This window comes from Phyllobacterium sp. SB3, assembly GCF_040009165.1.
Lineage (GTDB): Bacteria > Pseudomonadota > Alphaproteobacteria > Rhizobiales > Rhizobiaceae > Phyllobacterium.
On record NZ_JBDYKI010000007.1, the window covers coordinates 124,358 to 136,681 of the forward strand.

Sequence of the window (12,324 nt, forward strand, 5' to 3'; positions counted from 1 at the left end):
TTCTAGTTTCCCTCGAACCGGGGCCTGGTCTTTGCAGCGAAGGCGTCGAAAGCACGGCGGAAGTCGCCGGTCGCCATACAGATTGCCTGTGCCTGTGCTTCCGATTCAATGAGTTGGTCGATACCCATGGCCCATTCCTGATCGAGCATTTTCTTGGTCATGGCATGGGCAAACCACGGTCCATCAGCAACGGTGCGGGCAAAACGCTGGCCTTCACCCAGCAAAGCCTCGCGTTCATGCAGGGCATTATAGAATCCCCATGCGTGTCCCTCGGCTGCAGTCATGGCACGGCCGGTGAAGAGCAGTTCGCCGGCACGGCCTTGTCCGATGATACGTGGAAGAATCCCGCAGGCACCCATATCCGCACCGGCCAGTCCGACGCGCGTGAACAGGAAGGCCGTTCTGGTTTCCGGCGTGGCAACACGAAAATCCGCGGCCATGGCAAGGATTGCACCTGCTCCTGCACAAATACCATCCACTGCTGCGATGACCGGCTGCGGGCAGGCACGGATCTGGCGCACCAGGTCACCGGTCATCCGCGTGAAATCCAGAAGATCGGGCATGGCCATGCGCGTCAGCGGTTCAATAATGTCGAAGACATCGCCGCCAGAAGAGAAATTATTGTCAGCGCCTGTCAAAACGATTGCACGCACATCACTGGCCCGGGCAAGTGAGCGAAACAGTTCGGTTAGTTCCTCGTAGCTTTCAAAGGTGAGCGGGTTTTTCTTTTCCGGACGATTGAGCGTGATCGTTGCAACGCGGCCATCTTCATCAGCTTCGAAAAGGAAATGCCTGGCTTTGTGATCTTTAAACGGACGCTTCTTGTCTTGCATCGGATTGCTCATGAAGTTCTACCCTCCCATGACTTCGCCGCCGGCAACGGGTATCGCCTGGCCGGTAATCGCGCTTGATTTTTCAGATGCCAGCCAGAGCACAGTATCGGCGACCTCCCGAGGCATAACCAATCGGCCTTGCGGGTTAGCCCGGGCGAGGCTTGCACGCGCTTCATCGTGTGAGCGTCCGGTCTTGCCACTGATGGTTTCCACCGCATTGTCCAGCAACGGCGTATCGGTAAAGCCGGGGCAGACGGCATTGACCGTTACGTCGGAGCGTGCCAACTCAAGGGCGAGTGAGCGTGTCAGTCCGATTACCCCGTGTTTGGCTGCGCAATAGGCCGAAACATAGGCATAACCGGTAAGGCCTGCCGTGCTTGCTATATTGATGATGCGGCCATTGCCCGCCAGCCGAATGGAAGCCAGGGCCGCATGGGTTACAAGAAAAGTGCCAGTGAGATTTATACCGAGAACCCTGTTCCAAAGCTCGGTTTCCGTCTTTTCAAAGGGAGCCGACGGCGCTTCTCCGGCACAGTTCACAAGGATCGAAATTTCTCCGGCCGTTTCGATTGCCCATCCAATTCCCTGTCCGACAACAGCAGCATCCGTGACATCGAAGCCGTCCAGGACATAAGCCACGCCGCCGGCACCGGAGATCAGCTCTTTGACCTCTGCAAGGGGAGCATTCCGCCGTCCAGCCAGGGTTACATGCATGCCTTTTGCAGCCAGCGCCAGCGCAATGGCTTTGCCTATGCCTGTCCCTGCACCAGTGACGAAAGCATGTCTTTTTGCAACGTTCATGTTTTAGCCGCGCGCGCCAGATTGTTCACATATTGCGACCTGGCTGAATAATATTGCCTTGGCCATACCTGCTCGGCATAACCGATCCTTGCTGCCTCATGCATGACAAAAGACGGATCAGCCAGATGCGGACGGGCAATGGCACACAGATCGGCGCGACCGGCGGCAATGATGGAATTGGCATGATCAGCCTCGGAAATCGCTCCCACTGCTATCGTCGGTATTTGAATCTCATTGCGTATTTTATCAGAGAAAGGCGTCTGGAACAGGCGGCCGTAAACCGGCTGTTCTTCTTTGACCACCTGTCCGGATGAACAGTCGATCAAATCTGCTCCGGCGTCCTTGAAGATTTGCGCGAAGATCGCGGCATCTTCCGGTGTATTGCCGCCCTCGAACCAGTCATTGGTCGACAGGCGTACAGAGATCGGCTTGTCCTTGGGCCAGACTTGCCGGATAGCATGGAACACTTCCAGCGGAAAACCTGCCCGGCCATGATGATCGCCGCCATACTCATCATCCCGATGATTGGTCAGCGGCGAGAGAAAACTCGACAGCAGATAGCCATGGGCGGCATGCAATTCGAGAATATCGAAGCCAAGATCGCGTGCCCGTTCGGTGGCCCGCACAAAATCTGCCTTTACATGATCCATATCGTCCCGGGTCATGGCGCGCGGCGTATCGGAGTTTTGCATGTAGGGCAGGGCAGACGCGGAGAGCAATGGCCACCCCCCTTGTGTGACGGGCTGGTCTATTCCCTCCCACGCAACCTTCGTTGAACCCTTGCGTCCTGCATGACCAAGCTGGATACCGATCTTTGCGGGTGTCTGCCGATGCACGAAATCAACAATGCGTTTCCATGCTGATTCCTGCTCGTCATTCCAAAGGCCAAGACAGCCGGGCGTAATACGCGCATCGGCAGAAACGCAGGTCATTTCCGGGAAAACCAGCGCTGCACCACCCATGGCGCGGGCTCCGAGATGCACGAGATGAAAATCATTCGGCAGCCCATCAACCGCAGAATACATGGCCATAGGCGACACTATGATGCGATTATGCAAGGTCAGACCGCGAATTTTAAATGGCGTGAACATGGGGGGAGGCACGGAACCGTTGGGTGCCGGGTCGACCCCGGCGCGACTGGCGAACCAGCGTTCGAAACCTTCCAGCCAATCCTTGTCACGCAACCGCAGATTTTCGTGGCTGATGCGTTGCGACCGGGTCAGCATTGAGTACATGAACTGTTCAGGTTCAAGCGTATCCGCATAGCGTGTGCCGACAACCTCGAACCACTCCATTGCATTGCGTGCAGCATTCTGGATCCGCGCAACGTCAATGCGCCGCACTTCCTCATAGGCAGCCAGAACTGCGGGAATATTGGCTTTGTCGTGACCCGCAATGTCGAACTGGCGGGTAAGTTCAATGGCGTCGTCAATGGCAAGTTTCGTACCCGACCCAATAGCGAAGTGCGCGGTATGAGCACTGTCGCCCATCAGGACAACATGGCTATTCCCGTTGAAATGGCTCCATTTCTCACAGATCAACCGGCCGAAATTGAGCCAGGCGGAACCACGCATATGGCGGGCATTGGTCATCAGTTTATGACCACCCAGCGTTTCTGCAAACAGGTTTTCGCAGAAGGCAATCGACTGATCCTGATCCATCTTGTCCAGGCCGTGCGCCTTGAAAACTTCATCAGTCGTTTCAACAATGAACGTCGATGTGTTCTCATCAAAGCGATAGATGTGCGCCTGAAACCACCCATGTTCAGTTTTCTGAAAATCAAAAGTGAACGCATCGAAACGTTTGTTCGTTCCAAGCCAGACAAACCGGTTGGGCCGAACCATCATATCAGGCCTGAAGACATCGGTGTACTTCGTACGAATCCGCGAATTGACCCCATCAGAGGCAACGATCAAATCTGCGTCAGGGAATTCCTCGTCCCCGGTCACGTCCTTTTCAAAGACAAGTTCAACGCCGAGCTCTAGGCAGCGGTCCTGCAGGATATTCAGCATTTTCTTGCGACCGATGCCAACAAAGCCATGACCGCTCGTGCGGATTTTGCGGCCCTTGAACACCAGTTCTATGTCGTCCCAATGATTGAAGGCGACCTCGATTGTTTCGGCGGTCTGCAGGTCCCATTGGCGCATTGACTGCATGGTCGCATCGGAGAAAACAACGCCCCAGCCAAACGTATCAAACGCACGGTTGCGTTCTACAACGGTAACGTGATGTCCGGGATGCTGGCGTTTCATGAGAAGCGCAAAATAGAGGCCGGCAGGGCCGCCGCCAATACAGACAATCCGCATGTTTGTTCCTCCAATCGGTGAGAGGATGCGCGCTTCGCCAGGGTTTCGCATCTCTTCAACCGTCAGAAATCAAAATGAACCGGTTGCAAATAAATTTCAAGCTTAAAATATATTTGCATGGGTCAGTTTCGTTTGACCGCTTTTCGTGGGTCACTTCAAACGCCCAGATATCGATCCTGGAGTTCGGGAGTAAGCAATTCGGGTGCGCCCGCAAAAACGGTCGCTCCTTTTTCCAGAACGAAACACCGGTCGGCGACAGGCAGCAGTTCCGCCAGTGTTTTATCGACCACAAGGATCGATTGACCACCGGCTTTGAGCTTTCGGATGGCGGTCCATATGTCCTGCCGGATGACAGGCGCGAGGCCTTCGGTTGCTTCGTCCAGCACCAACAGACCCGGGTTGGTCATGAGTGCGCGACCAATAGCCAGCATCTGTTGTTCGCCGCCCGATAATGTATTGGCAAACTGATCGCGTCGCTCAGCAAGGCGTGGAAAGAGTTCACCGACTTTCTGTACAGTCCACTCATTACCCCGTGCTGCCGCCAGCAGGTTTTCAAGAACAGTCAGGTTCGGAAAGCAGCGACGGCCCTCAGGGACAAGGCCCAGCCCAAGCCGGGCTATTTTGTGGGGTCGCATGCTTGCCACCTGTTTTCCGGCAAAGCCGATAGTACCGGAGCGTGCACGCACAAGGCCGAAGATCGAGTTGATAGTTGTCGTTTTCCCCATTCCATTGCGTCCCATGAGCGCAACCACTTCGCCTTCTTCTATATCCAGATCAACGCCGAACAGAGCTTGCGAAGCACCGTAGAACGTCTCAAGGCCTTTGATGCTGAGTAGTGTCATAAAGCGTCTCCGAGATAGGCGCGGCGCACTTGCGGATCATCGCGGATATCTTCGACTTTTCCCGTCGCTATGATGCGGCCGTAAACCAGCACCGATATACGATCTGCAAGTGCAAACACCGCATCCATATCGTGCTCGACAAGCAGGATTGGTGCCTCGTTACGCAGGCCATCAAGAAATTTGGTCAGCGCTTTCGAACCCTCCGGGCCCATGCCTGCCATCGGTTCATCGAAAAGGAATGCCTTCGATCCCAGTGCGAGTGCCATTGCAATTTCGAGTTGCCGACGCTCGCCATGGGACAGCTCGGCAGCAGGCAGATGCGCCCGCTTGGCCAGGCCAACACGTTCCAGCACTGCCATGGCCGGTTCCTTCAAGCTCCTGTCGCCCATTACCGGACGAAAGAAGCGAAAGCTTGAGCCTTGCCGAGCCTGTACCGCCAGCATAACATTGCGCAGAGCCGAGAACTCCGGTGCAAGCGACGATATCTGAAAACTGCGGCCAAGGCCACGATGGGCACGCTGCGGCACACCAAGACCTGACATATCCTCGCCCAGAAACCGGATAGTCCCGCTGTCCTGACGTATGGAACCGGATATCTGATGGATAAGCGTGCTCTTGCCCGCGCCGTTTGGGCCAATCAAGGCATGGATCTCTCCAGGGCGCAGATCCAGGCTGACACCGTCAGTGGCTTTCAGGGCGCCGAAGCTCTTGCGCAGTTCGAAAATTTCGAGAACAGGCTCAACCATGACGTGCCTTTCCCGCCAGGAGCCCAAGCAGGCCGCCGCGAGCGAAGAGAACCACGCCCAGCAGAATGAGCCCGAGGAACAACTGCCATCTTTCAGTGATGCCACCGAGCACATGTTCGATCAGGACATAGAGCATGGCACCGGCAAGCGGACCAAACAGCCTGCCTTTACCGCCCAGAATTATGAGCACGATCAATTCGCCGGACATATGCCACGAAAACATCGAAGGGCTGGCAAAGCGATTGAGATCGGCAAAGAGCGCACCAGCCAGACCGGTCACCATTGCGGATAACACGAAGGCAACGAGCCTGATATTAAATGGCGCAATGCCAATCGCAGCCAGTCGCGTCTCGTTTTGCCTGGCCGTTTGCAGCGCCGCACCGAACCGCGATCCGCGCAGGAGCAAAAACAGTATTATCGCCAGCATGAGTGCCCCATAGCAAATGAGAAAGAAGGGCAGGGGCTTTGCGGTGCTGACAAACGGGAAAAGATTGCGTACGGAAAGGGACAGCCCGTCCTCCCCGCCATAGGCAGGCCATGAGATTGCGAAGTAATAAATCATCTGCGCAAAGGCGAGCGTAATCATGATGAAGTAGACACCGGTTGTGCGCAGGCTGATCGCGCCAATCGGGAGTGCTACCAGACCGCATACGGCGATTGCCACAAGCCATATCCATGGCATGGATGTCGTACCTTCAATGCCGAGGAACAGTGGTTCGGCGTTGAAGGCATGGGTAGCTAAAATTCCGGCGGCATATCCGCCTATGCCAAAGAAGGCGGCGTGTCCGAACGACACCAGCCCTCCCAGCCCAAGCGCGATATTCAGCCCGACAGCAGCAAGTGCGAGGATGGTGATGCGTGTTGCAAGGGTAACATAAAATGGCTCGCCCAGCGTCATCGCGACGAGCGGTATTGCAAGCAATAACAGGGCGATAACTGCATTCACGATCGTTTCGCGGGTGATCATGGCCTTCCGGTCCTCAAGCGGCGAACAGGCCACGCGGCCTGAAAGCAAGGATCAGGGCCATGACGATGTAAATCAGCATGGATGCGAGCGCGCCGCCGATCATCCCCGCTTGTGACGCGGGCAGTATCAGCGCGAGGGTCTTGGGTAAAAGAAAGCGGCCCATTGTATCTATCAGACCAACAAGGATTGCCCCTGTGAGGGCACCTTTTATTGATCCGATACCTCCAATGACGATGACCACAAAGGCGAGGATGAGGACAGGTTCACCCATACCCACCTGCACGGACTGCAGAGCGCCGACCAGCGCACCGGCAAGACCCGCCAAAGCTGCCCCGAGCGCAAAAACGATCGTATAGAGGCTCTGGATATCGATGCCGAGTGCTGCAATCATTTCACGATCGGACTCACCGGCCCTGATACGCATGCCCAGTCTCGTGCGGGAGATCAAAAGATAAAGCCCGAGCGCCACGGCAATACCGACACCGATAATTGCAAGGCGATAGAGCTGATATCGCCCGCCGCCGGGCAATGGAACTGCGCCTTGCAATGCTGCGGGAATGTCGAGATAGAGCGGAAATGACCCGAAGAACCAGCGTGATCCTTCGGAAAATATGAGGATGAGTGCGAAAGTCGCCAGGACCTGATCGAGGTGATCCCGATCATAGAGCCTTCTGATCACTACTACTTCCACTATGGCTCCCGCAGCCGCGGCGGCAATCAGGCTGGCGATAAGCCCAAGCCAGAAAGAGCCCGTTGCCGAAGCTGTGACCGCACAGGCGAAGGCTCCGATCATGTAGAGCGAACCGTGGGCAAGATTGATAAGACCCATCACGCCGAAGATCAGTGTCAGACCCGCCGCCATGAGGAACAGCATCACCCCGAGCTGAAGTCCGTTCAGAAGCTGTTCGATGAGGAGTGCAGTGGACAAGGCGGTGGTTCCGTATTCAGCGCAAGGACAAGCAGCCATGGGACCCGCCGCAATGCGGCGGGCCTGAAGATGCAGATTACATCTTGCACTCGTCTGCGTAGGCATCCTTATGATCTTCAAAGGCAGTCGCCACGATCTTGTTTGTCAGGACGCCATCCTCCTTCACCACTTCACGCACATAGACGTTCTGGATCGGATGATTGTTGTTGTTGAACACAAACGTGCCGCGCACCGACTGGAAATCAGCAGCTTTGAGTGCTGCCCTGAAGGCATCCTTGTCCTTCACACTGGCTTTGGACAGCGCAGCCAAAATGAGGTTTGCCGTATCCCAGCTCTGTGCCGCATAAATGGATGGCAGACGCTTGTATTCTGTCTTGAACGCCTCGACGAACTTTTTGTTGGCCTCATTGTCGAGGTCTTTCGACCACGTCGCCGAATTCTTCACGCCAAGTGCTGCATCGCCTATAGCGCCGAGCACATCCTGATCGAACGAGAAACCCGGGCCCATGACAGGCGTGGCGATGCCCGACTGGGCATACTGCTTCATGAACGAAATACCCATGCCGCCGGGCAGGAAGAAGAATACGGAATCGGCACCAGAATCGCGGATCTGCGCTATTTCAGCGGCATAATCAGTCTGGCCGACTTGCGTATAGACTTCGCCAGCCAACTCGCCCTTATAGAAGCGTTTGAAGCCGGTCAGCGCGTCCTTGCCTGCAGGATAATTCGGGGCAAGGATGAAGGACTTCCTGTAATCCTTGTTGGCGTATTGCCCCATCGCCTCGTGAAAATTGTCATTCTGATAGGCCACGTTGAAATAATTGGCATTGCAGTTTGCACCCGCCAGTGCCGAGGGGCCGGCATTCGGCGATAGATAAATGATATCTTGAGCCACGGTATTGGGTACGACGGCCATGGCAAGATTGGACCAGATGATGCCTGTCAGCAGGTCGACCTTGTCGCTCTGGATCATCTTTTCTGCCAGCTGCACGGCAATTTCCGGCTTCTGCGCATCGTCTTCGACAACGAGTTCAATATCCTTGTTACCGGATTGTTTCATCGCCAGAGCGAAGGCATCCCGCATGTCGATGCCCAGTCCAGCCCCCCCACCGGACAAGGTGGTGATGACACCGATCTTTACCGGTTCAGCGTAGGCAGTGGTTGCCAGTGCGAGGCTTAATATACTGGTCGCCAGAATTCTCTTCATGTCATTCCCCTTTATGGATGTTCCCGTTCTTTGTTATTCTTTGGTCCCGGAGCAGGGTGCGAACTTTCCAGAATTCCCGGTATAGTTCAACCTCTGATAACAGCCCTTTTTTCACACTTACAAGGTCTCTCCCGTTCGAAGCCTGAACCGCTGGACTTTCCCGGTCTGGGTCTTTGGCAGACTGTCGATAAACTTAACCGAACGCGGGTATTTGTAGGGCGCGATCAGAGTTTTTACGTAGTTCTGCAAACGCTTGATCGTGGCATCATCCCGCTCTGTTCCCTCGGTCAGAACCACGAATGCTTCGACTATTTGCCCGCGCTCGGAATCCGGTTTCCCCACGACGGCGCATTCAAGGATTTCGGGATGTGAAAGCAGCGCCGCTTCCACTTCCGGGCCAGCCACATTGTACCCGGCGGTTACGATGATATCGTCTGAGCGAGCAGCAAAGTGGAAGAAACCTGCCTCATCCTGATAAAAGGCATCACCGGTCAAATTCCAGCCATCCCGAACATATTCCGCTTGCCGGTGGTCGGCCATATACCGGCATCCCGTTGGACCGCGCACTGCAAGCCGGCCAATCGTGCCGTGAGGCACTTCGCGCATTTCATCGTCGACAACCCGGGCCATATATCCGCCAATCGGCTTTCCGGTGGAAGACGGCATCAGATCGTCAAAACGATTGGATATGAAAATATGCAGCATTTCCGTTGCGCCGATGCCGTCGAGAATTGGTCTGCCTGTCTTGGCCATCCATTCTTCGAAAACCGGGCCGGGAAGGCTTTCCCCCGCAGAAACGGCTACCCGCAATGATGAAAGGTCCGCACCTTCATCCATGGCTTTCAGCATCGCGCGATAGGCAGTCGGCGCTGTGAAGCTGACTGTCGCCTTGTAGGTCTCGATGATCTCGATCATGTTGGGAGGTGTTGCGCTTTCCAGTAAAGTTGCGGCAGCTCCGAATCGCAGTGGAAAAATAGCAAGCCCGCCAAGACCGAACGTGAAAGCGAGAGGCGGTGAGCCGACAAAAACATCATCCGGCGTAACGTTCAAAACTTCTTTGGCATAGGCATCGGCGATGATGAGAAGATCGCGATGAAAATGCATCGTTGCCTTGGGTACGCCAGTGGTGCCTGATGTGAATCCAAGCAGCGCGACATCGTCCCGGCCGGTGTTTACAGCTGTGAACTCATGGGGTTTGCCAAGCGCAGCACGGTCCAGTTCCGCGTCGTGGCTCGCCGTGCCGTCAAAGCCGATGACCTGTTTGAGAAATGCACTGTCCTTGGCACAGGCGATCATGTCGTCCATCAGCCTCGTGTCGCAAAGAGCCAGCGAGATTTCCGCCTTGTCGATGATCTTTGTCAATTCACCGGAACGCAGCATCGGCATCGTATTAACGACGACCGCGCCCGCCTTCGTTGCCGCCAGCCAGCAAGCAACCATGGCCGGGTTATTGGCAGAACGGATCAGCACCCGGTTTCCCGGTTTAATGCCATAGCTGGACACCAGCGCATGGGCGAGCTGGCTCGTCCACTCGGAGAGTTCCCTGTAACTACGGCGGCGACCATTGCCGATAAGGGCAGTGCGATCGCCAAAACCTTTTTCCACCATGCGGTCGGTCAGTTCGACCGCCGCATTGAGATAATCGGGATAGTCGAATCCATCGAGACAGAATTGCGGCCATTGGTCCGGCGGCGGGAGATTATCCCGTGTAAATGTATCGATATGTGCTGTCGGTCCTAACATTCTGCGACTTCCCCTGCCTGCTTTCGGTCATGCCCTGGCTTCTTCTTTGTCCGGACATTCTGCCTGTTTATGTTTCCCAGTTGCTGCGAAAGGATTTGAGCATGCCTGCCAGGTGACGCGCCTCTTCGTCACCGATACTGCCAAGCAACTCATTCACCCATTTTTCATGTTCTGTCGCGATCTGCCGGAACAAGGTCATGCCCGCATCGGTCAGTGTAACTATCGATGTGCGGCGATCACCCTCGCGGCTCGATCTGACCACCAGGCCATCTGTCACCAGCCTGTCGACGATCACAGTAACGTTGCCATTGGAAACCAACAGGAAGCGGGAAAGATCACTCATCAGCAGCCCGTCCGGCTTGCGATTGAGTGCGGCCATCACGTCGAAGCGAGGCAGGGTCATGTCGAATTCAGATTTCAGCCGCAGGCGAAGCTCGTTCTCTATTGTTCTCGACACGCGCAAGAGTCGAATCCACAAACGCAATCGTTCTTTGCTGCCTGCGTACGAGGCGATTTGGGATAGAGGCATATCGTGCATTGCTTTACCTCTCCTAAGGGTGACAGAGATTCCGGATATGCGTTGGTCTGCTATCGGCGACCGCAATTTTTCACCTTAATAACAAGCAGCATGACACAGCCGTCAATTATTTCAAGCATGAAGTTTCAAGATTAAAATAATTTATATCCTCGTTTCTCCCGGCTAACGGCCCGGCACATTTCAAGAAATGTGAAACCGTGCAAGAGTGACCAGAATACCCGGTTCGGGGTAGAAGAATGGTGTATATAATATGACTTGATATGTCATATTATTATGGGTTAGTTACGTATATCCCGTGAATGGCCTTCAATCCCGGGTCCCAGGCAGGAGCTATAATGCAGTATACCCGGTTGAGTGCAACGGCCCGCGTCGACCTTTCGACGCCGCTGCATTATTTCAACAAGTTGGCAGATCATTTTGCCGAGCATGGCGACGTTGTGCGGACGGAACGTACGGGTCAGATCGAGCTCGGCTATGGCACAGCTATAATCGAAGCTGATGACAAGTGTCTTTTCCTTCGTGCAGAAAGCGATGATGAGACCGGACTTGCGTATATGAAGTACGCAATCGCTGATCACGTGATTGAATTTGCGCGCAAAGAGGAACCAAAGATTATCTGGGCCGGGCACGGAGCAGCGGGAAGCCTGTTGCCCTATTTTCGGGAAATGCGCGTTCTTTCGGCGGAAAACATTTCGCCAAACATGAGGCGGGTGCGTTTGCGCGGCAAGAATATGCACAGATTTTCCTATGGTGGCATGCATGTTCGCATTCTTATTCCACCAGCAGATATCGATGCACCCCAATGGCCCGTGACCGGTGAGGATGGCCGTCCCATCTGGCCGCAGGGCGAAATGAAATTGACGCCTCGTGTCTATACCATTCGAAAGATCGATCCTGAAGCCGGGGAAGTTGATATCGACGTGGTGACTCATCATGGCACACCGGGGTCCGAATGGGCGCTGGGCGCTATCGAGGGTGATATAGTCGGTATGACAGGCCCGGGTGGCGGCGATGCCGGTGAAGCTGAGTGGTATCTGCTCGCAGGTGATGAGACGGCATTACCCGCAATTGGTCGCATCATCGAACGTCTGCCTCGCGACGCGAAGGTTGTTGCCCGCATAGAGGTCGACAGTCGTGCAGAGGAACAGAGTTTTAATTCGCAATGTAGCCTGGACCTCCAATGGTTGCATCGCAATGGCGCTGAGGCTGGAACGACTACTTTGCTGCAAGATGCAGTGAAAACCGTCCGGTTCCCATCAAATGACGAGCGGATATTTGTGTGGTCAGGTTGCGAGTTTAACGGGTTCAAGGCTATCCGGAACTATGTGCGCAAGGATCTGAAACTTGAGCGAAGGCAGCATTTGGTCGTCTCCTATTGGCGGCGGGGCGTAGCAGAGGAGTAAAGGGGAGCGG

The 12,324-nt window shown here is 55.1% G+C and carries 11 protein-coding genes; 1 reads left to right on the forward strand and 10 read right to left on the reverse strand.

Translation table 11 applies throughout. From position 1 onward, the window contains the following. Nucleotides 1-2 precede the first annotated feature (2 nt). The 10 genes from ABKW30_RS22865 to ABKW30_RS22910 form a co-directional block, all read right to left on the reverse strand. Entirely contained in the window at nt 3-845 is an 843-nt protein-coding gene (locus tag ABKW30_RS22865) for an enoyl-CoA hydratase family protein (protein WP_348601240.1), read from the reverse strand. A 6-nt stretch (nt 846-851) separates the two neighbouring features. Then, entirely contained in the window at nt 852-1,634 is a 783-nt protein-coding gene (locus ABKW30_RS22870; protein WP_348601241.1) for an SDR family NAD(P)-dependent oxidoreductase, read from the reverse strand. Then, nucleotides 1,631-3,940: a bifunctional salicylyl-CoA 5-hydroxylase/oxidoreductase gene (locus ABKW30_RS22875; protein WP_348601242.1), complete on the reverse strand. Its 2,310-nt coding sequence runs from the start codon at nt 3,938-3,940 to the stop codon at nt 1,631-1,633. The genes ABKW30_RS22870 and ABKW30_RS22875 overlap by 4 nt, the downstream gene beginning before the upstream one ends. A gap of 155 nt (nt 3,941-4,095) precedes the next feature. After that, on the reverse strand, nt 4,096-4,782 hold the full coding sequence (locus ABKW30_RS22880) for an ABC transporter ATP-binding protein (RefSeq protein WP_348601243.1): 687 nt from the start codon (nt 4,780-4,782) through the stop codon (nt 4,096-4,098). Further along, complete coding sequence (locus tag ABKW30_RS22885) at nt 4,779-5,528, reverse strand: ABC transporter ATP-binding protein (RefSeq protein WP_348601244.1); 750 nt, start codon at nt 5,526-5,528, stop codon at nt 4,779-4,781. The genes ABKW30_RS22880 and ABKW30_RS22885 overlap by 4 nt, the downstream gene beginning before the upstream one ends. Next, nucleotides 5,521-6,495, reverse strand: a complete 975-nt coding sequence (locus ABKW30_RS22890; RefSeq protein WP_348601245.1) for a branched-chain amino acid ABC transporter permease — start codon at nt 6,493-6,495, stop codon at nt 5,521-5,523. Before ABKW30_RS22890 ends, ABKW30_RS22885 begins: the two co-directional genes overlap by 8 nt. 13 nt (nt 6,496-6,508) lie before the next feature. Then, nucleotides 6,509-7,423: a branched-chain amino acid ABC transporter permease gene (locus tag ABKW30_RS22895; protein WP_348601246.1), complete on the reverse strand. Its 915-nt coding sequence runs from the start codon at nt 7,421-7,423 to the stop codon at nt 6,509-6,511. A 76-nt stretch (nt 7,424-7,499) separates the two neighbouring features. After that, nucleotides 7,500-8,630 (reverse strand): ABC transporter substrate-binding protein, encoded by a 1,131-nt coding sequence (locus ABKW30_RS22900; protein WP_348601247.1) that lies wholly within the window; start codon nt 8,628-8,630, stop codon nt 7,500-7,502. 117 nt (nt 8,631-8,747) lie between these two features. Beyond that, entirely contained in the window at nt 8,748-10,373 is a 1,626-nt protein-coding gene (locus ABKW30_RS22905) for an AMP-binding protein (RefSeq protein ID WP_348601248.1), read from the reverse strand. 67 nt (nt 10,374-10,440) lie between these two features. Beyond that, nucleotides 10,441-10,911, reverse strand: coding sequence for a MarR family transcriptional regulator (locus ABKW30_RS22910; protein WP_348601249.1), 471 nt, complete (start codon nt 10,909-10,911; stop codon nt 10,441-10,443). A gap of 335 nt (nt 10,912-11,246) precedes the next feature. Between ABKW30_RS22910 and ABKW30_RS22915 the strand changes: the two genes are divergently transcribed. Next, the gene (locus ABKW30_RS22915) at nt 11,247-12,314 is read left to right on the forward strand and encodes a siderophore-interacting protein (protein ID WP_348601250.1); all 1,068 of its coding nucleotides are present in this window, start codon (nt 11,247-11,249) and stop codon (nt 12,312-12,314) included. The last annotated feature ends 10 nt before the right edge of the window (nt 12,315-12,324 follow it).